The sequence below is a fragment of the Streptomyces sp. NPDC026575 genome, assembly GCF_055567415.1.
The window spans coordinates 23,079-45,416 of sequence record NZ_JBVHQM010000013.1 but is presented as its reverse complement, the minus strand read 5'-3'; the positions used below and the strand labels follow the sequence as shown (position 1 = coordinate 45,416).

23 protein-coding genes are annotated in these 22,338 nt (G+C 69.3%); 13 read left to right on the top strand and 10 right to left on the bottom strand.

Annotated features, from left to right (window positions below; translation table 11 throughout):
• Positions 1-123: 123 nt before the first annotated feature.
• Positions 124-1,221, bottom strand: a complete 1,098-nt coding sequence (locus ACZ4NB_RS19465) for a PQQ-dependent sugar dehydrogenase (RefSeq protein WP_467663068.1) — start codon at positions 1,219-1,221, stop codon at positions 124-126.
• Between the two features lie 601 nt (positions 1,222-1,822).
• Between ACZ4NB_RS19465 and pqqA the strand changes: the two genes are divergently transcribed.
• The 5 genes from pqqA to pqqE all read left to right on the top strand — a co-directional run bounded on the left by pqqA (position 1,823) and on the right by pqqE (position 5,072).
• Positions 1,823-1,957 carry a pyrroloquinoline quinone precursor peptide PqqA gene (gene pqqA / locus ACZ4NB_RS19460; RefSeq protein ID WP_467663067.1) on the top strand — a complete coding sequence of 45 codons (135 nt, stop codon included), beginning with the start codon at positions 1,823-1,825 and terminating at the stop codon, positions 1,955-1,957.
• A 10-nt stretch (positions 1,958-1,967) separates the two neighbouring features.
• Positions 1,968-2,903: a pyrroloquinoline quinone biosynthesis protein PqqB gene (pqqB, locus tag ACZ4NB_RS19455; protein WP_467663065.1), complete on the top strand. Its 936-nt coding sequence runs from the start codon at positions 1,968-1,970 to the stop codon at positions 2,901-2,903.
• Entirely contained in the window at positions 2,900-3,577 is a 678-nt protein-coding gene (gene pqqC, locus ACZ4NB_RS19450; protein ID WP_467663063.1) for a pyrroloquinoline-quinone synthase PqqC, read from the top strand. Before pqqB ends, pqqC begins: the two co-directional genes overlap by 4 nt.
• Positions 3,574-3,831, top strand: a complete 258-nt coding sequence (gene pqqD, locus ACZ4NB_RS19445; protein ID WP_467663061.1) for a pyrroloquinoline quinone biosynthesis peptide chaperone PqqD — start codon at positions 3,574-3,576, stop codon at positions 3,829-3,831. The genes pqqC and pqqD overlap by 4 nt, the downstream gene beginning before the upstream one ends.
• Before the next feature lie 110 nt (positions 3,832-3,941).
• Complete coding sequence (gene pqqE, locus ACZ4NB_RS19440) at positions 3,942-5,072, top strand: pyrroloquinoline quinone biosynthesis protein PqqE (RefSeq protein ID WP_467663313.1); 1,131 nt, start codon at positions 3,942-3,944, stop codon at positions 5,070-5,072.
• Between the two features lie 41 nt (positions 5,073-5,113).
• Here the strand turns inward: pqqE and ACZ4NB_RS19435 are convergent, their stop codons facing one another.
• The 4 genes from ACZ4NB_RS19435 to ACZ4NB_RS19420 form a co-directional block, all read right to left on the bottom strand.
• Complete coding sequence (locus tag ACZ4NB_RS19435) at positions 5,114-5,563, bottom strand: class I SAM-dependent methyltransferase (protein ID WP_467663059.1); 450 nt, start codon at positions 5,561-5,563, stop codon at positions 5,114-5,116.
• Positions 5,564-5,648: 85 nt separating this feature from the next.
• On the bottom strand, positions 5,649-5,804 hold the full coding sequence (locus ACZ4NB_RS19430; RefSeq protein ID WP_467663057.1) for a hypothetical protein: 156 nt from the start codon (positions 5,802-5,804) through the stop codon (positions 5,649-5,651).
• A gap of 226 nt (positions 5,805-6,030) precedes the next feature.
• Positions 6,031-6,402 carry a VOC family protein gene (locus ACZ4NB_RS19425; RefSeq protein WP_467663055.1) on the bottom strand — a complete coding sequence of 124 codons (372 nt, stop codon included), beginning with the start codon at positions 6,400-6,402 and terminating at the stop codon, positions 6,031-6,033.
• Between the two features lie 308 nt (positions 6,403-6,710).
• Positions 6,711-7,961 carry a serine hydrolase domain-containing protein gene (locus ACZ4NB_RS19420; protein ID WP_467663053.1) on the bottom strand — a complete coding sequence of 417 codons (1,251 nt, stop codon included), beginning with the start codon at positions 7,959-7,961 and terminating at the stop codon, positions 6,711-6,713.
• A gap of 368 nt (positions 7,962-8,329) precedes the next feature.
• Here ACZ4NB_RS19420 and ACZ4NB_RS19415 point away from each other — a divergent pair, with 368 nt between their 5' ends.
• The gene (locus ACZ4NB_RS19415; RefSeq protein WP_384430388.1) at positions 8,330-8,560 is read left to right on the top strand and encodes a DUF6296 family protein; all 231 of its coding nucleotides are present in this window, start codon (positions 8,330-8,332) and stop codon (positions 8,558-8,560) included.
• A gap of 180 nt (positions 8,561-8,740) precedes the next feature.
• On the opposite strand, the gene ACZ4NB_RS19410 is transcribed toward ACZ4NB_RS19415, so the two are convergent.
• Both ACZ4NB_RS19410 and ACZ4NB_RS19405 read right to left on the bottom strand, forming a co-directional pair.
• Positions 8,741-9,043: a hypothetical protein gene (locus tag ACZ4NB_RS19410; protein ID WP_467663051.1), complete on the bottom strand. Its 303-nt coding sequence runs from the start codon at positions 9,041-9,043 to the stop codon at positions 8,741-8,743.
• Positions 9,044-9,129: 86 nt separating this feature from the next.
• A complete protein-coding gene (locus ACZ4NB_RS19405; RefSeq protein ID WP_467663311.1) occupies positions 9,130-9,828 on the bottom strand; it encodes an aspartate/glutamate racemase family protein in 699 nt (232 codons plus the stop codon).
• Between the two features lie 377 nt (positions 9,829-10,205).
• On the opposite strand from ACZ4NB_RS19405, the gene ACZ4NB_RS19400 reads away from it, so the two are divergent.
• Positions 10,206-10,970: a chitinase gene (locus tag ACZ4NB_RS19400; RefSeq protein ID WP_467663049.1), complete on the top strand. Its 765-nt coding sequence runs from the start codon at positions 10,206-10,208 to the stop codon at positions 10,968-10,970.
• Between the two features lie 204 nt (positions 10,971-11,174).
• Here ACZ4NB_RS19400 and ACZ4NB_RS19395 read toward each other — a convergent pair whose 3' ends face one another.
• Positions 11,175-12,371: a cytochrome P450 family protein gene (locus tag ACZ4NB_RS19395; protein WP_467663047.1), complete on the bottom strand. Its 1,197-nt coding sequence runs from the start codon at positions 12,369-12,371 to the stop codon at positions 11,175-11,177.
• Between the two features lie 296 nt (positions 12,372-12,667).
• A complete protein-coding gene (locus tag ACZ4NB_RS19390; protein ID WP_467663045.1) occupies positions 12,668-13,957 on the bottom strand; it encodes an ATP-binding protein in 1,290 nt (429 codons plus the stop codon).
• Positions 13,958-14,339: 382 nt separating this feature from the next.
• On the opposite strand from ACZ4NB_RS19390, the gene ACZ4NB_RS19385 reads away from it, so the two are divergent.
• From ACZ4NB_RS19385 to ACZ4NB_RS19360, 6 genes are all read left to right on the top strand, one after another.
• Complete coding sequence (locus ACZ4NB_RS19385) at positions 14,340-15,065, top strand: Mut7-C RNAse domain-containing protein (RefSeq protein ID WP_467663043.1); 726 nt, start codon at positions 14,340-14,342, stop codon at positions 15,063-15,065.
• 1,244 nt (positions 15,066-16,309) lie between these two features.
• The gene (locus ACZ4NB_RS19380) at positions 16,310-17,278 is read left to right on the top strand and encodes a hypothetical protein (RefSeq protein ID WP_467663041.1); all 969 of its coding nucleotides are present in this window, start codon (positions 16,310-16,312) and stop codon (positions 17,276-17,278) included.
• A gap of 129 nt (positions 17,279-17,407) precedes the next feature.
• Positions 17,408-18,115 carry a class F sortase gene (locus ACZ4NB_RS19375; protein ID WP_467663039.1) on the top strand — a complete coding sequence of 236 codons (708 nt, stop codon included), beginning with the start codon at positions 17,408-17,410 and terminating at the stop codon, positions 18,113-18,115.
• A 679-nt stretch (positions 18,116-18,794) separates the two neighbouring features.
• Positions 18,795-20,306 carry a glycine betaine/L-proline transporter ProP gene (gene proP, locus ACZ4NB_RS19370; protein ID WP_467663037.1) on the top strand — a complete coding sequence of 504 codons (1,512 nt, stop codon included), beginning with the start codon at positions 18,795-18,797 and terminating at the stop codon, positions 20,304-20,306.
• A 206-nt stretch (positions 20,307-20,512) separates the two neighbouring features.
• On the top strand, positions 20,513-21,448 hold the full coding sequence (hemC, locus tag ACZ4NB_RS19365) for a hydroxymethylbilane synthase (protein ID WP_467663035.1): 936 nt from the start codon (positions 20,513-20,515) through the stop codon (positions 21,446-21,448).
• Positions 21,449-21,696: 248 nt separating this feature from the next.
• Positions 21,697-21,954: a helix-turn-helix domain-containing protein gene (locus tag ACZ4NB_RS19360; RefSeq protein ID WP_467663033.1), complete on the top strand. Its 258-nt coding sequence runs from the start codon at positions 21,697-21,699 to the stop codon at positions 21,952-21,954.
• Here ACZ4NB_RS19360 and ACZ4NB_RS19355 read toward each other — a convergent pair.
• Entirely contained in the window at positions 21,905-22,333 is a 429-nt protein-coding gene (locus ACZ4NB_RS19355) for a hypothetical protein (RefSeq protein WP_467663031.1), read from the bottom strand. The two genes, ACZ4NB_RS19360 and ACZ4NB_RS19355, sit on opposite strands and share 50 nt — an antisense overlap.
• Positions 22,334-22,338: the final 5 nt, after the last annotated feature.

The window sequence follows — 22,338 nt, the reverse complement described above, 5'->3', positions numbered from 1 at the left end:
CCGGTGCTGCCGCCGCTCTCTGAGTCTGCGGCTTCGACGGCGCCGCGGCTGGCGGAAATCAGACGTCACGGTGGCCGGCCGCCTCCCCACACAGGTGGCCGGCCGCCGCAGCCATCCCGAGGTCTACTTCAGGTCGACCTGGAACACCTTGTCCGAGCCCGGCCCGCCGTCCCCGTTGTTGTCGGCATTGGTGGTGGTCAGCCACAGGGACTTCGTGCCGGGGACGGACTCGACCGTACGCAGCCGCCCGTAGTCGTTGGTGTAGTACGCCTTGGGGGTGCCGGCGGTCGTCCCGTCGACGGGTATGCGCCACAGGCGCTCGCCCCGTAGCGCTGCCATGTAGATCGCCCCGTCGGCGTATGCGACCGCGCTGGGCGACGCCTCCGCGACCGGCCACTGACGCTTCGGATTGGTCATCCCGGAGACCGAGCACTCGCCCTCGCACTCCGGCCAGCCATAGTTCTCACCCGGCTCGATGAGGTTCAGCTCGTCGTACTTGCTGTTGCCCAGCTCGCCTTCCCACAGGCGCCCCTGGGCGTCCCAGGTGATGCCCTGCGGGTTGCGGTGGCCGTAGGAGTAGATCAGCGAGTCGAAGGGGTTGCCGGGGGCCGGTTTTCCGTCGGGGGTCATCCGGAGGATCTTGCCGTTGAGCGAATTCCTGTCCTGGGCCAGGTCGGATTCCCGGGCATCGCCCGTGGTGGCATAGAGATAGCCGTCGGGGCCGAACTTGATGCGGCCGCCATTGTGGTACGTGTTCTTCTTGATGCCGTCCACCAGCACCTTGTAGTCGCCGAGCGTGCTGCCGTCGAAGGTCAGGCGAGCGATGCGGTTGCCTTCGGCGGCGGTGTGCATCACGTACACGTAGTGGTCGGTCTTCCAGGACGGCGATACGGCGATGCTCAGCAGTCCGCCCTCGCCACCCGTCGTGACGACGTCGGGGACCTCGCCGATCTCCGTCTTCGTGCCGTCCTGGGTGAGCGTGAAGACCTTGAACGAATCGCGCTCGGTGATCAGGGCGGAGCCGTCGGGCAACCAGCTCAGGCCCCAGGGGATGGACCAGCCCGCCGACACCGTCCGAGGGGTGCCGGGCTCGGAGGCGGGAGCGGAGGTGCCGGCGGCGCCGCCCGTACCGGCGGTCGAGAGGAGGAGTCCGGCGGCCAGGGCGGTAGCGGCGATGACGGTCAGTGTGGTGTGGCGCGCGGCTCTGGTGCGGATGCGCATGGGGGGTCCTCCGGTCAGGGAGATGCGATGGGCGTTCCCTCGGGACGAGCGGACGAGCATCAGCGGCGCCGGGCTGATAGGAAAGTTTCCTGTTGGTTCGGGGAGCTTCGGAAAGTACTGCGCTTCAGGGGTCGGGTCAAGGCATGGGGACATGGGAGGTATTCCCGTTGTCGAGCGCGGAGTTGAGGTGCGAAGTTCCTTGGTCGAGGGGAGCATTCCGCAGATTCCCTTAATGAGCAGGGAAGTTGTGGCTGCTGAGACTCTTGGGGGACGACGCAATCGCCCCATAGGTCGGACCATTTTTGCGTCCCGCTCTTGACCGTGGCCCGACGGCTGAGGATTCTGCAAAGCAACACAAGGAGCGTAACGAGGCGACGATACGACGCCACGTGGTCAACGATCCGTCAACGGCCGGCGCCCTGGAACCGTTGGTGAAACGACCGCGTTCCCCGTTCCGTTCCCTCTAGCGTGGCGAGCAATGGCTACTGTCCCTCGGCGGTGGCCCCGGCGCCCGGTACTCCGCACACTTCCACGCCCCGCCTCCCTACGAAAGGCTGGAATCGGCATGAAATTCCGCAGCAATAAGGATGTCTCGCATAACGTGAGCGGTCGCGACGCGGCCGCCCGCCGGCCCGCCGTTCCGCGCCGCCGGCCGGCCGACGTCTGGCGGAAGCCGGGCTATACGGTCATCGAGACCGCGCTGGAAGTCACCGCCTATTCCCTCACCACCCGCTGACCGCCCCGCCGTGCTGCTGCAGGTGCTCGGCACCGCGGCGGGCGGCGGAGTGCCGCAGTGGAACTGTGCGTGCCCCGGGTGCTCCGGGGCACGCGCGCACCCCGATCGGCGCCGCCGCCACGCCTCGCTCGCCGTACGAGCCGATGACGACCACTGGTACCTGATCAACGCCACACCCGACATCGCCGACCAGATAGAGAGCACACCCGCCCTCCACCCGGGCCCCGCGGCACGTCGGACCCCCGTGGCGGGAATCGCGCTCACCGACGCCGAACTCGACCACACGCTCGGCATCGCACGGCTCCGCGAGGCCGACCGGATCGAAGTGCTCGCCACCGGACCGGTCCGTGCCGCGCTATGCGACCGTGCGCACCTCGATGACGTTCTCACGCCCTATATCCAGCTCGAATGGCGGGAGTTGGGCTCCGCGCCGGTACCGCTGAGCGAGGGGTCCGACGTCGAGATCAGCGCCATCCCGCTCTCCGCGAAACGGCCCCGGTACGCCGCTCGTGACACGGGCGGTGACCAGGACAGTGGTCAGCACAGCGACAAGCGACGGGACAACGACCCCTGGGTCGTCGCCATCCGGTTGCACGACCGCCGGACCGGGGGCACCCTGCTCTACGCCCCGGCCCTCGCCGCCTGGCCCGAGGCGTTCCACGAGGCGCTGGCCGGTGCCGATGCCGTCCTGCTCGACGGCACCTTCTGGGACGACGACGAACCCCGCCGCAGCGGGTTCTCCACGCGTACCGCGCACGGCATGGGGCATCTGCCCATCGACGGACCGGACGGGACCGCCGTCCGCCTGGCGCCGCTCGCCGCCCGCTGCCTCTACACCCACCTCAACAACACCAACCCGCTCGTCGACCCCGCCGCGCCACAGCACAAGCAGCTGGCGGAGTTGGGGCTCGCGGTGGCTTCGGAAGGCATGGAGATCGATCTATGAGCACGCCGTTCGAGGAGCGACTGCGAGCCGTGGCCCGCGACAGCTACCACGACCGCCACCCCTTCAACGTGCGTATGCACCAAGGCGAGTTGACGCCCGAGGAGCTGCGAAGGTGGATCCGCAACCGCTTCCACTACCAGCGCCATATCCCCATCAAGGACGCCCTGATCCTGGCGAAGCTGCACACCCCGGAACTGCGCCGGATGTGGCTGCGACGGATCCAGGACCATGACGGGCAGCAGGAGGGCGAGGGCGGAATCGAGCGCTGGCTGCGGCTCGGCGAGGCGGCCGGAATCGACCGGTCGCTGCTGCTGGACGAGGCCGGTGTCCTGCCAGGAGTCCGACTCGCCGTCGACGGCTACGTCAACTTCTGCCGGCTGCGCTCGCCGCTGGAGGCGGTGGCGGCCTCACTCACCGAACTGTCCGCGCCGGACATCATGCGCACCCGGATCGACGCCTTCGAGAAGCACTACCGCTGGATCGAGGCCGACGGTCTGGCCTACTTCCGTGGCCGACAGAGCCAGGGGCGACGGGACAGCAAGGAGGCGCTGGCACTGGTGCTGGACTGGGCGCGAACGGAGACCGAGCAGGACCTGGCGGTCGCCGCGCTGACGTTCAAATGCCAGGTGCTGTGGGCGCTGCTGGACGCGGTCGAGCGAGGTGAGGGGCCGTGACGCCCTGGTGCCCGGAACCGGCCCCCGGCGTCCACCTGCGCCATGACCGGGTACGCGACACCGATCTGCTGCTCCTCCCCGAACGCGTCGTGGTGCTGGAGGGGAACGCGGGCGAGGTGCTGCGGCTGTGCGACGGCCGACGTGACGTACCGGCGATCGTCGCAGAACTGAGCCGCCGGTATCCGGACGCGCCGGTGTCGACGGAAGTTCCGGAGTTCCTCGGGCGGATACGAGAGGAAGGGTGGCTGCGGTGACCAGATCGTCCAGTTCCTCCGCACAGGATCCGGCGCACGCCGCGGAGCCCGCGCACCCGTCCCGCACGGCCCCGCCTTCGTCTACGCCTGGGCCGCCGCGCCCCTGGGCCCTGCTCGCCGAACTCACCCACGGCTGCCCCCTGCACTGCACCTACTGCTCCAACCCACTCGAACTCATCCAGAAGAAGGCGGAGTTGACGACCGGGGAATGGGAGGACGTACTCCGCCAAGCCGCCGACATCGGAGTGGTCAGCGCACACCTCTCCGGCGGCGAACCGCTGCTGCGCCCCGACCTCGATGCGATCGTCGCGGCGGCCGACGGAGCCGGGATCCACACCCAGCTCATCACCAGCGGCGTCGGCCTCACCCGGGCCCGGCTCGGCCGGCTCGTCGCAGCCGGACTGCGCAGTGTGCAGCTCTCCGTCCAGCACGCCGAACCGAGCCCCTCCGACCTGATCGCCGGACGTCGTTCCTTCGCCGCCAAGGAGCGGGCCGCCGCCCTGGTCCGGGACTCCGGACTGCCGCTCGGCCTCAACGTCGTTCTGCACCGCCACAACCTCGATGCGCTGGACGCCCTGATCAACCTCGGCCTCGCATGGGGTGCGGATCGCGTCGAACTCGCCAACACCCAGTTCTACGGCTGGGCATTGCACAACCGCGCCGAGCTGCTGCCCACCCGCGAGCAACTCGATCGGGCCCAGCGGACCGTACGGCTCCGACGGACGGAGCTCGCCGGATCCCTCGAAGTGATCTGGGTCGTCCCCGACTACTTCGACGGAAAGGCCAAGCCCTGTATGGGTGGTTGGGGTGCCCTCTCGCTCACCGTCGCTCCCGACGGCACGGTGCTGCCCTGCACGGCCGCCGCCTCGATCCCCGGCCTCGGTGCCCCCAATGCCCGCGATCACCGCCTGGAGTGGATCTGGGACCGGTCCCCGGCTTTCCAGCGCTATCGGGGCACGGAGTGGATGCGCGACCCCTGCCGCAGCTGTGACCTGCGGGAGAAGGACTTCGGCGGCTGCCGCTGCCAGGCCTTCGCGCTCACCGGCGACGCCGCGGCCACCGATCCCGCCTGCCGGCTGTCCCCGGACCACGCTCTCGTCCGTGACCTGGTGGACACCCGGCCCGAACCAGCCGCCACCGGACTGGGCCGGCCGCGCAGACCCACCCGCCGCGGCACGATCACCCAGGAAGGACCGGCGGGGCGGTCAGCACGGGGGACGGAGACGAAGCCCGATGGCTGACCGGCGAGGACTGCTCATGCCTCACCTGCGGGAGAACACGGCTACGTCGTAGCGTTCGACGACGGGTACCGGCCGCTCGACGGGTTCGGCCTGGGCCGCGAGGGCGAGGCGCTGTAGCCCTTCGGAGACCTTGTGCGATCGGGAAGGTGATGAATCACGCGGGAGAGGAAGGCCATGTCGAACGCGTCGTCATCGGCGGGCACGTTCTCGGCAGACCCCGACACGTAGCGCACCGCGGGATGTGCGTGATGGCGGCGGGCTTCGGCCGGCATCGGTTCGGAGGTGTCCACGGCCAGCACACTGGAACCGTCGATCCAGTGCGCCATCGCGGCGGAGAACCTACCGGTCCCGGCGCCGATCTCGACAATGGCCGGTGACCGGCAGTGCACAGCGGAAGCGATCAGCTCAACCCAGGCCCGAAGAGAGGCTTCGGGCATCTCGTTGCCGCGCTCATAGGCGCCGGCCAGGCGCTCGTCGTAGACACGATCCATCCGCACGGATCCTTTCGCGGCCATGTCGCTACGACCATGCCGCCTCTACGACCATGCCGCCTCTACGGCCATGTCGCCTCTAGGGCTATGCCGCCTCTACGACCTCGTTGCGTACGGCCAGCGTCCAGATCTCCAGCAGCACCGCATACTCCGCCATGTCCTGGGCCGTCCACGCCAGACCGCGCCGGGCACGCACAAAACGGCGAATCGATTCGTTCGCCTCGGCAGCAGGAACAGGCATGCCCGTATGGGCAGGAGGAGTTGGGGACATATGAGCAATGTTAGGGGCAGACACTGACAACGCCTCCCGGCGTGCACGGCCCGGAGTCCACGGTCCTTGACCCGGGCGGTGATCCCGAGACCACGGCAACTGCCTGACCAGCAAGGACCGTCGGTCCTCTACGTCCCCTCGCTTCCTGCATGTGTCCATTCCCACACGCTCCGCGGTCGGTGGCCGGCGAACTACCTCAATGGAGGAACAGGCAGAAGGGGTGCCCCGCCGGATCGAAGAGCACACGCACATCGTCCTGCGGCTGGCACTCGGCTCGGACTGCGCCCATGGTCACCGCGTACGCCTCGGCCTCGGCGAGGTCGTCGACCCGTATGTCGAGATGCAGCATCTTCTGTTGCTCCGCGGCCCGTTCGGGCCACATCGGCGGCTGGTAGCCCGGCTCGGACTGGAAGGAGAGCCCCGTTCCACCGTCCGGGCAGCTGAGCAGCACCCAGTCCGGTTCGCTGTCCTGCACCTTCCAGCCGAGCAGCTGCCGGTAGAAGTCGGCGAGCGCATGAGCGTCCAGGCAGTCCAGGACCACCGTCGCCAGCGAAAATCGAGGTGTCATGGCTACACGCTCTCTCCAGTGAGACGGCGGGGAGTTGATCACGAGGCTGCGGAGTACTCCGATCGGGTGAGGTCCGTGCTCCTGACCTCCCTCCATTGTGGCGTTCCCATGCGGCGCATGGACGGATCGCCGTCAGTGTGGAGGCGGCGTTGTCAGTGGTGACCCGTACCGTGGTTCCGTAACTATCCGAGCTGCTGGCGCTTCTCGGACCCGCCCCGCTCCCGTGACAGCGCACGGGAGCGGGGCACCAGCGGGCACGCACCCAGGCGTGGGTGTGACGTTCGGTGCGTCGCGTGCGGTCGGCGCGTTCAGTGTCGGTGCGCGGTCCCGCACACCCCCTGGGCGAGATGCTTGTTCATGGCGTCGTCTATCGGACCATCCTGGGGGACGTTGTTTCCGTCCAGTTTCTGATAGCGCGTCAAATTGAAGCCGAGGGAGACCTGCCGGCGACCGTCCGTGCTGGACAGAGTCCAGGTCATGGCCCCGAGCACCAGGCCGTTGTGCCCCCAGAACTCGCCGCAGGGTGTCTTGGTCCAGAGCAGGCCCAGGCCGTAGCGCGCCCTACTGCCCTCGATCGGCACCGTGGTCTTCATCTGGCGCAGCTGGGCCGAGGGGAGCAGTTCGCCGCCCAGCAGTGCGCGATAGAAGCGATTCAGATCGGGCATCGTCGAGATGAGCGCACCGGCCGTGCTGACCCAGGACGGGCTGTAGACGCTGAAGTCGCGCGGCGGGTTGTATCCGCCGTACGCGGCCTCGTACATCTTGGCGTGCGGTCCGGTGATGTACGGAGTCTGCGGGAAGTAGGTGTGCTGCAGCCCGGCCTTCCGTATGACGTGCTGGGCGATGTACGACTCCGGTGCCTGGCCGGTGACCTTCCGCAGCAGGAGACCCGCGATCACGTAATTGGTGTTGGAGTAGTGGTGGGCCTCGCCCGGCTTGCCGAACGGCTTTGCCTTGAGGCCGAGTCGGGCCAGCTCATCGGGGGCGAAGTGGCGGAAGCGGTTCTCTTCCATGCTGTTGGGTGTCGCGAAGATCGCTTGGCTGTATTCGCCGATGCCGCTGGTGTGGTTGAGCAGCATCCGGACGGTGATGGCTCGGCCGCGATCACCGGGGATGAGGTCGGGCAGATAGCGGCCTATGGGAGCGTCCAGCGCGATGCGTCCCCTGCCGACCTCCTGAAGGACGGCCACGGCCGTGAACGTCTTGGTGACGCTGCCGATGCGGTGCTCCATCCGAGGGGTGATGGGGCGACCCGTGCCGACATCGGCGACCCCCGTCGCGCCCTGCCACTCCTCGGAACCGTCGCGCACCGCCGAGTAGGCGCCGTACATCCCCGCGTCGTGGAACGCCTTGAGCGTCGAGTCCAGGGCGGTGCGGTCGAGGCCGGCCTGCTCTGCGCGCACCGCGGAGCCGGTGTGTGTGTCGGCCGCGGTCGGCGCGACGGGAGCGGGAGTGGCTGCGGCGGCCGGGGCGATGGTCGGAATCGTCAGCGTGAGGAGGGCGGCGGTGGCGGTTCCGGCGAGCCGCACACGGCTGCGAGGGGGGTGGGCAACAGGCATGATTTCTCCGTCAGTTCACGGCTTGTGGCCGCTGTTCGATCTTCGCTTTCTCGATTCTGGCGGCGGTACGGCGGCCGGCCGTCAACCTTCCGGACGACCTTGATCCCAAGTCCAGATGACAAATGTCAGGTTTCTCAGTGCGAGGGAGCTTCGGGGCAGCCCGCTGAGCCGCACGGCAGGGGAAAGGGATGGCCTTTCGGTCACTCGGGACACACTGACCTGGCCGGGTAGCGACCGCCTCCCGCCCCCTCCTGAGGCGCCTCGGGCGTGCGTGCGCGACGATGGAAGAGCGAGGTGCGGCGGCGCGTGTGCAGCGCCGGCGGGGAGCGATGCCCGGAGCACCCGCCGAGCAGTATCGGGAGGCCCCGATGGATTACCCGGAACGCTATGAGCTGGTATTTCAAGCTTCCGCCGTGGAGGACGACGTGGTGATCGTCCGGCGTACCGAGCGGGCCGGAGCGGGCGGGTACCCGGTCTACGAGGACGAGTCGGGGATCGTGCGCGCGGAGATCAGCGACCGCGGCGAGGTCCGCATGCTGGCCAGCGGGGGGCACCAGGTGCTCAGCACACCGCTGCTGGCGCGGCCCCTCGTCACGTGAGCCTGGCGGTCAGCCGCAGCTGTCGGAGCCGGGCCGCCGTTCGTGCTGTGGCGAGAGCGGGCCTGTCGTGGTGACGCAGCGTTGTCCGTTGGTTGCGGTCAGATGTTTTCGTGGTCTGGCTTCGGGGTGACTTGATCGCCGCTGCTGGGCTCCGCGGTGGAGGCCAGCAGCGAATCGCGATCAGAGGCCGCGGAGGTGATTGCGGCGTCGGGGCTTCCGTCGACCGTCGGGGGCGACATCGCCGTCGGTCTCTGCGCCTGAGTCGATCTCACCGGTCGTGCCGGTCGCACCGGTCGTGTCAGGCTCGTCGTGCCGGTCGCGATCGGCCTCGGGTTCGGAGTCGTGTCCGGGGGTGGGGGAGGGCTCGTTCGCCGGCTTCGGAGGGGTGAGTTCCCCTCCGAGCACGGCCATGGCGCGTTCCAGCGTCTCTCCGGTGATCTGTATCCGGATCCTGGCCAGACGTTCTAACTCGCTGCGCGACACCACGTCAGCGTACCTGTCGTGTGTTCAAACCTCGGCCCCACCCCAAAAATGTGTGGAATTCGGGGAGTTGGTGGTCGTCATGTCGACTACCGGACGTCGGTGAGGGCCCGGGTGACGGCTGCTTCGGCGTGCAGTCGGGTGGTCGGGAAGACCGGGACCGGGGAGTGCTCGGGGCCGATGAGCAGCTCGATCTCGGTGCAGCCCAGGATGATGCCCTCGGCTCCCGCGGCTACGAGGTCGTCGATGACGGCCTTGTAAGCCGCACGGGATTCCTCGCGGACAATGCCGAGGCACAGTTCTTGGTAGATCACCTGATGGACCGTGCTTCGTCCGGCGGCGTCCGGGACCAGCACCTCCAGTCCGTGGCTCTCCAGGCGGCCGCGGTAGAAATCCTGCTCCATGGTGAAGGCGGTGCCGAGCAGTCCGATGCGGCGCAGACCGTTTTCGCGTACCGCATCCGCCGTGGTGTCGGCGAGGTGCAGCAGGGGGATGGTGACGGCGTCGGCCACCTGGTCGGCGACCTTGTGCATGGTGTTGGTGCAGATCAGCAGCAGGTCCGCGCCGGCTGCCTCCAGCGCCTTGGCCGCCTCGGCGAGGATCTTGGCGGCCTGTTCCCAGTCGCCTGCTACCTGCAGCTTCTCGATCTCTGCGAAGTCCACGGAGTAGAGCACGCAGCGAGATGAGTGCAGGCCGCCGAGGCGCTCGCGGGTCAGCTCGTTGAGCAGCCGGTAGTACTCCGCCGTGGACTCCCAGCTCATGCCGCCGAGCAGTCCGATAGTTCGCATCATCGCGACACTCTCGCACATGTGCGCTGATTTTCCCTGGTGATTTGCGGTGCCGGCGCGAGGCCGACGGAGCTGGCGGCGCCTTCCCCGCGGGGGAAGGGGGAAGGGGGAAGGGGGAAGGGGGGGATGGAGGATCGGTGGGCTGGCGGGCCGGTGGATCGATGGATCGGCGCATTGGTCTGGACATGCTCAACTGTCCGCCCATAGCCTGAGGTTGGTCTAGACCGCATCTCGCTGGTGGTCGCAGAGCGCGGTCGGCCGTGCCCGGTGGCACGTCAATAAGCGTGCTGCGTAAGGCGATTCCTCCGCTTCCCCCCCCACAGCGGCCGTTGCAGCCGGCCCGTCCGGCGCCCGGTCGCGCTCGAAGGAGTCCTGCCATGAGATCTCGTACCGCCGCGTTGCTGAGCGCCGCCGCCCTGGCCGCCGGTGTCGCCCTCGTTGCGCCGACCTCGACCGCGGCTGCCACGGCGAACTGCTCCTCCTCGTGCGCCGCGGCCCCGGCCGGCGCCGAGGCGCGAGCCGAGGGATTCGTCGTCAGCGAGGCGCAGTTCAACCAGATGTTCCCGAACCGGAATCCGTTCTACACATACAGCGGTCTGACCGCCGCGCTCAGCGCGTACCCGGAGTTCGCGAACACCGGCAGCGACACCGTGAAGCGCCAGGAGGCCGCGGCCTTCCTCGCGAACGTGAGCCATGAAACCGGCGGCCTCGTCTACGTGGTGGAGCAGAACACCGGCAACTACCCCCACTACTGCGATGCCACCCAGCCGTACGGGTGCCCGGCCGGTCAGGCCGCCTACTACGGGCGCGGACCGATCCAGCTCAGCTGGAACTTCAACTACAAGGCGGCGGGTGACGCACTGGGCATCGATCTGCTGAACAATCCCTATCTGGTGGAGCAGGATCCCGCCGTCGCCTGGAAGACCGCGCTCTGGTACTGGAACACCCAGACCGGGCCGGGCACCATGACCCCGCACCAGGCGATGGTCACCGGCGCAGGATTCGGTGAGACCATTCGCAGCATCAACGGCTCCCTGGAATGCAACGGCGGCAATCCCGGGCAGGTGCAGAGCCGTATCAACAGCTACAAGAGCTTTGTCGAGATCCTGGGGACCACGCCCGGCGACAACCTCAGCTGCTGAAGCGCAGCCAAGGCCCCGGGCTCGTCGGACAGGGCCAAGCCCGGGGGCGTCGGACAAGTCCTTGGCGCGCAGTTCCGCAAGGCGCATGAGGTCGTCGCGGACCGAGTGCCGTTCCTCGGTGGTGAGGCGGATCGCGGCGGGGAGGGTGGAAGCGGAAGAAGCGAGGAGCGTGGCCGCCGCCGGCCGGGGGCGGCGGCCGCCTGCCTACGCCTTCCAGCGCACCGGCAACCGCTCCGTTCCCCGGATGAGCATCCCGGTGCGCCAGGTCAGGGCGTCGGGGTCGGCGTCCATCGCGAGGTCGGGGCAGCGCTCCAGAAGGGACCGGATGGCGACGCGTGCCTCCAGACGGGCCAGTGGGGCTCCGAGGCAGAAGTGGATGCCATGGCCGAAGGCGGCGTGACCGCGGGCGTCGCGGGTGATGTCGAAGTCGTCGGCGGCCGTGAAACGTTCGCTGTCCCGGGAGGCGGAGGCCAGGGCGACCAGCACGTTCTCGCCGGCGGGGATCTGCGTTCCGGCGATGTCGGTCGGCTCCGTGGTGAAGCGCCAAGTGGCCGTGGCCACCGGGCCGTCGTAGCGGAGCATCTCCTCCACCGCGTTGTCGAGGAGCGAGTAGTCGGCACGGAGGGCGGCCAGTTGGTCGGGGTGCTGCAGCAGGGCGCGCACGCCGTTGGACAGCAGGCTCACGGTCGTCTCATGGCCGGCGACCAGCAGCAGGAACGCCGTGCCGACCACCTCCTCGCGGGAGAGCTGGTCGCCGTCCTCGTCGCTGGTGCGGATCAGAGCACTGAGCAGGCCGTCGCCGGGGCTGTTGCGGGTGGCTTCGATGAGATCGACGAGGTACTCGGACACCGCGAGAGTCGCCGCCTGCACCGCCTCGTTACTCGTCGGCGCGACCAGCTCGTCCGACCAGCGGCGAAACGCCTCCCGGTCGATGCTGGGAACGCCGAGGAGCTCGCAGATGACGGTCATCGGCAGCGGGAAGGCGAGCGCCGCCACGAGATCGGCACGGCCGTCCGGCGCGGCGAGCATCGCATCGAGCAGCTCATCGGTGATCTGCTGCACCCGCGGCCGGAGCGCCTCCACACGGCGGGTCGTGAACTCCTTGGCCACCAGTTTCCGCAGGCGGGTGTGGTGCGGCGGGTCCGCGTCCAGCATGTTCGTGAACAGTGCCGCTTCGTCGCCGGTCTCGCCCAGCAGGCCGGACCCGTGCCAGTTCTTGCTGATGCGGGGGTCGGTCAGCGCGGTCCTGACCGCCTCGTGTCCGACGACCAGCCACGCCTCCGGCCCATCAGGGATACGTACACGGTGCACCGGCCCCTGGGCGTGCAGTTTGGCGTAGTACTTGTATGGATCCGCGGTGAAGTCCGCGCCGAAGGCGCCCAGATCGACGATGTCCCGCATGCCTGCCCGCTCTCTCGCGTTCCGACGCACTCCGGCGAAGTCCGTTGCCCGGCCCTCTTCAGCACCGTACGTACACCAGGTGCTGTCGGCATCCGCCCGGCGGAGGAGCCACATCGCGTCATGTCCTCCGCATGCAGTGCGCGGGCGTCGTTCTGTCGTCGTGGCGAATGCGGCGGACGTACCGGATGCGGGCGCCGTTGCGGACGCGGTGCCCGCCGCGGCACGGTCCCCGTTGCGGACGCGGTGCCCGTTCCGGATGTGGTTGCCCCCGGAGTGGCAGGGCGGGGGCGTCTTCGTCAGCAGCGGGCGTGGGCGGTGATGTCCGCGCTGAACTCGTCGATCATCGCGGGGGTGACGGTCGGCCGGCACTGGGCGATGGCGGCGAGATAGTCGTCGGTGCTCGCCCCGAGCCGCCCGTGCAGGGCCGAGCCGACGCACCCCGCCTCCAGGTCCCGCTCGAACGAGGCCTGCGCCGCCACACGGGCGGCGTGTTCGATGTCGGCCGGGGTGAACAGCTCACTGGCCGCCACCAGCGCCGCCACATCCACATCGGCCCGGCCGTCCGTGTACCGGGACCAGATGGCCGAACGGGCCGCCGTGTCCGGCGTACCGATCGGGATGAGGTAGTCGAACCGGCCGGGGCGCAGGAACGCCGGGTCCAGTGAGCGGATCGAGTTGGTCGCGCACACCAGCAGCCGTTCGTCCCGCTCCCGGAAGCCGGGTATCAGCTTGAGCAGCTCGTTGGTCACACCGTGCAGTCCGCCCGGCCGCGCGGGCTCGTTGCGGACCGGCGCGATCTCCTCGACCTCGTCGATGAAGACGAGCACCCGCTCCAGCTCCGCGATCCGGGCGAACGCGCTGCGCAGCGCGTTCGCGAGGTTGCCCTCATCGGCCAGCCGGGACGGGAGCAGCTCGACGAACGGCCAGCCGAGCCTGGCGGCGATGCCCCGCGCGAAGGTGGTCTTCCCGGTCCCCGGTGGGCCGAACAGGGCGATCGCCCGCGGCGGCCGGACCCCGTGCCGGGCGGCCCGTTCCGGTTCCGCCAGCGGCAGCACGACACGCCGTTCGATCAGGTCCTTCTCCGCTTCCATGCCGGCGACCTTGGCCCACAGATCGGCGGGCAGGAACCGTCCGCCGAGGTCCTCCAGGAGGCTCGCCGCTGGCCCGTGGTGCGGTTCGACCTTCTCGAAGTAGGCCACGGCCGGCTGGCGCGTATAGCCCGCGTTGAGCAGGCCCTCGCCGAGCAGGTCCTCCTCCGGCAGTACGTAGGCGATGCGGCTGACCCGGGCGGCGATCAGCCGCCGCTCCAGCTCGACCAGCAGCGCACTCGCCAGCCCCCGGCCGCGCCACGCCGACGAGATCGCGATCCGCATGACCCAGCCCCGCTCACCCGCCACACACGCGAGCGCGGCCCCGATGGGCGCACCCTGGTGGACGGCCACTACGGCGGGCTGCCGCGAGGTCAGCGCGCTGATGCACTCGGCGAGCGAGAAGACGGACTCCTGGCCGAGCTCGGCGGTGGAGTCGATCAGGTGGACCACTTCGGCGAGATCCTTCTCGCGGTAGTCATGGATGAGCCAGTTCACCGGTACCGCCCCTCGTGGTGATGGTGATGGTGATGGTGGTGATGTGGTGGCAGTGAGGCTAGGGGCGGCGGGGGAGTGGGGCCTGCTCCACCGTGCACAATCCGGGGCACGGACCGCTACGGTCCGTATGTAGCCAGATCCGGTGCGGAGGATCTTCGGAGGGCGATGGTGTGCCGCCGACGGGGGTGCCCGCCTGTCCGCCTGCCCGCCTACGCCTGTCTGTCTGCCTGTCGAGCGGAGCGGTCCCCGTCCATGAAGTCGGCGGCCCCCCGACCGGCGACCTGGCCGTCCGTGGGACGCCCGAGGACCGGCCGCCCCGACTCCCTGCGACGGGCGGGAATCCGCTGGCTGGGCCGGTCCGGGCGATGACATGCTGTCCGGCGTGAACGGACCCGTAATCCCCTTCAGCTTCGCCCCTGAGCTGCACCTTTTCCTTTCGGCAGAGCGCAGCGCCGCCCGTACGCCCGTAGTGACCGACGGGGCATCGACGCTCGGCCATGTCGTGGAGTCGCTGGGCGTCCCACTCACCGAGGTCGGGCGGTTCGTCGTGGACGGCACCGAGGTTTCCGCCTCCCATATCCCCGGTGCGGGCGAGAGCATCGAGGTGTACGGCGTCGAGCGCCCGCAGCAGGTCCCCGGCGCGCCGCTGCGGTTCCTGCTCGATGTCCACCTCGGCACGCTCGCGCGCAGGCTGCGGCTGCTCGGAGTCGACGCGATGTACACGAACGAGGACCCCGGCGATGCGGCGCTGGCCGCGCTCTCGGCGAAGGAACAGCGGGTGCTGCTCTCCCGGGACCGGGGCCTGCTGCGCCGTCGGGAGATCTGGGCGGGCGCGTTCATCTACAGCGACCGGCCCGATGACCAACTCCGGGACGTACTGGAGCGTTTCGCCCCCACGCTCGCCCCATGGACGCGCTGCACCGCCTGCAACGGCCCGCTGGCCGACGCCGACAAGGACTCGGTCCGCGAGCACCTTGAGCACGGCACCCAGCGTACGTACGACGTCTTCGCGCAGTGCACCTCGTGCGGCCGTGTCTACTGGCGCGGCGCTCACCACTCCCGGCTGGAGGCGATCGTCGAAAAGGCGCTCAGGGACAGCGCCACCTGATCGGCGGGGGCGGGGCGAAACGGCGGCCCTCGGTGTTTCCTTTGAAGCATCGAGGGCCGCCGCATATCGGCGCGTCCGGTCAGTCGTAGGAATTCCCCGATCCGAGTGACGAAGGTCGGTCCCTGGAGGACGGGCGGGGGACGGGGAGGAGGGGAGGTGCCGCCGACGCTGCGTGCCGACGGCCATGTGTCGGAATGCACGTCCGTGTGTCGATTCCGGAGTGAGGGGGGTAACGGCCGCGGCCGCCACCGGCATCGCCACCGTCTCGCGCGCCGGGCCGCGTGGGCCATGTCAGCCCAATTGCGCGTCAGTAAAGGTGTTTTGGCGATTCTTCGACCGATGGATCCTTTTGTTGAAGGAAGCTGATTGCTTATCAGGTGAGGAGTTCTCGGTGACGGACGCTCGTAAACGGGCATTGTCTGAGGTGAGTTCGGGATCCGGGTGATGCTCGACGGGCAGTGGAGCGCCTCTCTCGGCTGGCGAGGTCACCGATCCCGGATGCCGGTGCCTAAGGGCTGTCCCGCAATCCCTGGCGTGCGCACGACGACAGCTACGGCACCTCTCCCCCACGCCTGAACGGCGCGGGGGGACCCCCACCGTTGTCGGAACGCCCGGATACGCCCAGTATCCGGACGCCCCTCCGCCTTGCGATGCACCGCATCTGACGCCGTCCGCTGATCCACCAGGGATTACGGGACAGCCCTTAGGTCGATCCACATATCGATCCCTATGCCGATCCCCGCCCTGCCCCCATACCGAGCCCTGCCCCGCCTCCCCTCCTACCGAGCCTCTTACCGGCCCCCACGCCGACCGCGGCCGTCCCCTCATTCCGGCCCCCCGCGCCGGCTGGGAGCTGCCCGCTGCCCCCAGCTGCGTAATGCCGGCGTCCTCCTGCCGATGACCGACCGGCCGCGTCGAACATGGCCGGCGCCCGCCGGCAAGGTCCCGGGCGTGTCGCCGAGCGCGCCGTCCGGAAGCGGACGCGCGGCGGGCTTCGCGCCGCTTCGGAAGGGGCCCGGAGCCCCTTTAGCCCACTCGTTGCGCGACACGCCGACGACGCGCGCCATCCAACGGGTGAATCCGCTGCCTTCCGCCACCCGAAGAGCCCAGGGGCTCCCTCGAATGCGACGTTCTCCGGTGGTGCGAGGCCCCGATTCGGCTGACGGTGATCACGTCGCTACTGCGATTCCGATGTGCCGACAAACAGTCAGCCTTCGCAGTCGTGCCGAAAGGAACATGTCCTCATGCGCACTGCTCGCACACTGTTCGCTTCGGCCGCCATCACGGCGGTCCTTGCAATCTCTGCACCAGCCGCACATGCCATGATCACGGAGGACAACGCCGCGGGTGGTTCCTCCTCCAGCGACCACGACCGCGACAGGCACTGCCGCGACGGGCGTGACAATGGCCGTGATGGCGATCGTGACAACGGCCGGGGCAACGGCCGCGATGGCGGCCGCGACAACGGCCGGGGCAATGGCCGCGATGGTGGCCGCGACAACGGTCGTGACCATGGCCGTGAAGGCGGTCGCGACAACGGCCGTGACAACGGTCGTGACAACGGCCGGGGCAATGGCCGCGATGGTGGCCGCGACAACGGTCGTGACCATGGCCGTGATGGCGGTCGCGACAACGGCCGCGACAACGGCCGCGACAACGGTCGTGACAACGGCCGCGACAACGGTCGTGACAACGGCCGCGATGGTGGCCGTGACCGTGACCGCGACCGTGACAACGGCCGCGACTACGGGCGCGATGGTGGCCGCGGCTACGGCCGCTACTGCCACTGGCACCGTCCGAGCGGTGGGGTGCACACCGGTGGTGGCTTCCTGGCCAAGACCGTGGTGAACGACTGGGATGACGACGACCACGGCCGTGGCGGCGGCCGGGACCACGGCCGCGATGGTGGCCGTGACGGTGGCGGCTACGGCCGCGACCACGACCGCGGTGGCTACGGCGACCACGGCCGGGGCGGCTACGGCCGCGACCACGACCGCGGTGGCTACGGCGACCACGACCGCGGTGGCTACGGCGACCACGGTCGAGGCGGCTACGGCGACCACCGCAAGCCGCGCGGTGGCATCCACACCGGTGGCGGTGGCATGGCGACCAACAGTGGCCTGGCAGCCGGTTCGGTGCTGATGCTCGGTGGTCTTGGTGCCGGTGCCTACATGCTGCGCCGTCGTAACGCCTCGGGCTCCGCGGCGGCCTGACAAGGCTGCCCCGTACGGAGGCCGCTGCGCCGTCGCGGCCACCGTTCCTCGTGGACGGTGGCCGCGGCGATTGCGTTCCGCTTCCCCTCCACGCCTCGCCGCCGCCCCGTTCACGAAAGGCACCCTCACATGACCGCCCAGCAGTCGCCGCCCCAGCCGAACACGAACCCACCCCGCACCGCCGTCTCCGCGACCCGTCCTGTCGGCCGCGGTCTGCTGTGGTCCGCGGCAGCGTTTCTGCTGGGCTCCCTCCTCGTCTACAACTCCGTGGACACCTCGGCAGATCCCAAGCCGCAGTCCTCCACCGCCGTCGCCGCGTCCGCCTCGCCCAGGGCGACCGCCCCCGCCGATCAGTCCGCCGGCCTGGCTCTGCCCCGCTCCTTGCCGAAGCGGGTGACGATTCCGGCGATCGCCGTCGACGCGCCCTTCACCCAACTGGGCATCGGTGCGACCGGCCAGCTCGACGCACCGCCCGCGGGCAACAGGAACCTCGTGGGGTGGTTCAAGGACGGCGCGACACCGGGTGAGCGCGGCTCGTCGATCATCGCCGGACATGTGGACACCAAGACGGGACCGGCGGTGTTCATGCAACTCGAATCGCTCAAGCCCGGCAGCACGATCAACATCACCCGCGAGGACGGTATGGTCGCGACCTTCAAGGTCGACTCCGTCGAGACCTTCAACAAGTCACGGTTCCCCAACGACCGGGTCTATGCCGACTCTCCGAGCGCTCTGCTCAGGGTGATCACCTGCGGTGGCGCATACGACAGGAAGGTCAGGGACTACGTCGACAACGTGGTGGTCTTCGCCCACCTTTCCTCGTACAGACACGCCTGACACCAGTCCTTTCGCACCCGGAGGCCACACCTCGATTCCGCACAGGTGCAAGCGGACCTGCCCAGGCCGGCACCCCGCCGGTCTGGGCATCGCCATACCGCGTGACGGCAGACGACCTGAAGAAGGGAGACGGTTCGAAGGGAGATGTCCTGACAGGAGGCGGGCGGAAAGGCGGCGGCCTGAAAGGAGATGAGCAGAAGGGCGGTGACTAAGGGCTGTCCCGCAATCCCTGGCGGGCGCACGACGACAGCTACGGCACCTCTCCCCCACGCCTGAACGGCGCGGGGGGACCCCCACCGTTGTCGGAACGTCCGGATACGCCCAGTATCCGGACGCCCCTCCGCCTTGCGATGCACCGCATCTGACGCCGTCCGCTGATCCACCAGGGATTACGGGACAGCCCTTAGACGGCGGTGAGTAGAAGGGCGGTGAGGAGAAGGGCGATGATTTGAAGGGAGACGGCATGAAGGGAGGCGACACGCGGCGCACCGGTCCTCCTTCCTCTACGGAATACACGGTGAACAAGGGAATAATGCGATGAGTCATCGCTGACACCGCCTTTTATGAGGTACCGCATCCGCTCTGCTGACGGGATGAAATGAGCGCCGGAGGCCAGAGACCATCGAATCCCCGACCGGACCGGAAGCCGGCCCGTGGAGGTACCGCCGCCACCGATCGGATGCTCCGCATTCTGCTGCGGCGCCGCAAGCAGCCGCTGAGCGCCGAGGACGTGACGGTCACCGATCGGCCCGCGGTGCGCAGGGCGGTGTCGGCGGCCGCGCTGGGCAACACCATGGAGTGGTTCGACTTCGGTGTCTACGCCTATCTGGCGGGCACCTTGGGCAAAGTGTTCTTTCCGTCGAGTTCACCCGGGGCCCAGGTGGTCTCGACGTTCGCCACATTTGCGGCGGCGTTTCTCGTCCGGCCGCTCGGCGGCCTGGTATTCGGACCGCTCGGCGACCGTATCGGGCGTCAGCGGGTACTCGCGGCCACCATGATCATGATGGCGATCAGTACCTTCGCCGTCGGATTTCTGCCCTCTTACAACACCATCGGCTTCGCCGCACCGATTCTGCTGCTGATCTGCCGTCTGGTACAGGGCTTCTCCACCGGTGGCGAATACGCCGGAGCGACCACGTACATCGCCGAATACGCACCGGACACCCGGCGCGGTTTCCTCGGCAGCTGGCTCGATTTCGGCACCTTCGTCGGTTACTCGCTCGGCTCCGGACTGGTGACCGTCCTCACGGCCGTGCTGGGCGACGACGGCCTGGTGAACTGGGGCTGGCGGCTGCCGTTCCTGGTCGCCGGCCCGCTGGGGCTGATCGGCCTGTACATGCGACTGCGGCTGGAGGAGACCCCGGCCTTCCAGCGTGAGGCCGAGCAGGCCCACCACGATGCGGAGGAGGTCCGCGCCGCGGGCGGCGAGGACCCGGTGGAGGAGGCCCGGCAGTCCGGCCGGGGCCGGCTGAAGGAGATCTTCACCCGGCACTGGCAGGCGGTGCTGATCTGCATGGGCCTGGTACTGCTCTACAACGTCACCAACTACATGGTGACGTCGTATCTGCCGACGTTCATGACCGAGACCCTCGGCGAGGACGCCCTCACCGCCCAGCTGCTCGTACTCGGCACCATGATCGTCGTGGCGCTCACCATCACCACGGTGGGCCGTACCTCCGACCGATGGGGCCGCCGACCCGTCTTCATGGCGGGCAGTGCCGCCCTGATCGCCCTCGCGGTGCCCGCGGTGCTCCTCATCCGCGTCGGCGGCATCCTGGCGCCGGCCTTCGGATGCCTGATCCTGGGGCTCCTGCTGGTGTGCTTCGCCGGCACATCCGCCTCCACGCTGCCCGCGCTGTTCCCGACCCGACTGCGCTACGGAGCGTTGTCGATCTCCTTCAACATCTCGGTTTCGCTCTTCGGCGGTACGACGCCCCTGTTCGTGTCCGCCCTGGTGCAGGCGACCGGCAGCGACATGATCCCCGCCTACTACCTGATGGCCGCCGGGGTCATCGGGCTGATCGCGACCTTCTTCCTCCACGAGACGGCGGGCAAGCCGCTGCGTGGCTCCGGCCCGATGGTGGAGACCGAGGAGCAGGCTCACCAACTGGTCGCCAGGAGCCGCGCCGAGGCGGGGCGGCGGGCCAGGGACGTCTGGATCCGGCTGCGGCACCCGTGGGCGCGGCACTGAAGACGACCGCGCGCCCGCCGCGCCCGGTGGCCCCGGCCTGACGCCCGCTCACCCGGTCGGCGCAAGGGGCGGGAAGGAGAACCGGTCCGGGGGATCGGGGGGCGGACGGTCCCTGATCGGCGGAGTCCGGGTTCCCTCGCCAACTGGTCCGGCGCGGGTGGCCCGCTGGTGACCGTGGCGTGGACCTGACGGTCTATCGTGGGCGCATGTCCGCCCCTGAACTGATTCGCATCGTCTCCCGCGACTCGCCGATGGCTCTGGCCCAGGTGGAGCGCGTCCGCGCCGAACTCGGCGCGCTCCATCCCGGCATCGCCACCGAGGTCATCCCGGTCAAGACGACCGGCGACCGCTGGATGGGCGCGCTCTCCCAGGTCGAGGGCAAGGGGGCGTTCACCAAAGAGGTCGACGCCGCCCTCCTGGCCGGTGAGGCGGACCTCGCGGTGCACTGCGTCAAGGACATCCCCGGCGACCGCCCGCTGCCGGCCGGCACGACCTTCGCCGCCTTCCTGAAGCGCGACGACGTCCGTGACGCGCTGATCCACCCGGGCGGGCTCACCCTCGACGAACTTCCCGAGGGCACCCGGATCGGTACCTCGTCGGTCCGCCGGATCGCCCAGCTGGCCGGTTCCCACCCGCATCTTCAGTGCGTACCGATGCGCGGCAACGCCAACCGCCGCATGGAGAAGCTCGCGGCCGGCGACGCGGATGCGCTGCTGCTGGCGGTCTCGGGACTGGAGCGCATCGGCCGTACGGATGTGATCACCCAGACCCTGTCCGTGGACGAGATGTGCCCGCCCGTCGGCGCGGGCGTACTGGCGCTCCAGTGCCGCGAGGGCGACACCGAGACCATCGACGCCGTGAGCGGTCTGGGTCACCCCCAGACGCATCAGGAGACCACCGCCGAGCGCATGCTGCTGCACGTTCTGCAGGGCCACTGCAACAGCCCGATCGCCGGCTACGCCACCACCGACCGGCGCGGTGAACTCTCCCTGCGGGCCTGCGTCTTCACCCCGGACGGCAAGACGGTCCTGAACGCGCACGAATGGGCCGGACCGCTCACCCCGGAGACGCTCGGCACGTCCGTGGCGGTCGCCCTGCTGCGGCAGGGCGCGCGCGAGCTGATCGACGGCATCGCGCACTGAAGCCAACCGCCCGCCGGGCCCGGGAATCCGGGCCCGGGGCACCCCGCCCCCGGCCGCTCCCGGCTGCGCGTACGACCGCACCCCCGACCGCACCCCGTCCACGCCCCGCCACCGACGCGTGACATCGGTCCCTTAATTGCCTTCTGACTGTTTCCGAACTGCTCCCTGACTGCATACGCGACCGTTTCGTCGACCGGGAAGACGAGGCGGACCGGTCGAGGCGCAGCCGGGACCTGCGGTGCGGCGGGGTGCAGCGGCTGCTGAGCACCCTGCACCCGCAGCTGCGCCGGCAGTCGCCCGTACGGGAACTGCGGACCGCGAGCGCGGACCGTGAGGTACGGCTGGACGGGCGCGGGCTGAACGTCTCACCGGCCACGGCGACTCACCACACCGCGATGCTCCGCGAGGCCGGGCTGATCGACTCGCACCGTACGGGCGGCAGCGTGCACCACACCCTCAGGTCGCTGGGCGAGGCGCCGCTGCGGGGTGATCCGGAAGCGGGCTGACGGGTACCACCACGACCTGCTCGTCGTCCTCGTAGATGATCCGTCCCGGGTCGGTGGACTCGACCCGCTCGCACGGCACTTCATGCTGGGCGAGCAGGTCGAGATAGCCCTCCGCCCGTTCGAGGAGGTGCCCGGCGGTGGCCTTGAACCAGGCCACCGCGCCCGGGTGGAGATCGCGGTCGTAGACGGTGGGATCGACGTCGGAGGGGTTGGTGAAGTGGGTGTCGTACCAGTCGTTGCCCGCGCGCCAGAACCGGTACTGCTCGTCGGTGAGCCTGCCGTCGCGGGCGAGGCCGTTGGCGAGGGCGAAGATGCCGGGGAAGTGTCCGTGCGGACTGCGTGTGGTCCCCTGAAACCGCACGTACAGCGCCTCTCCCACGAAGG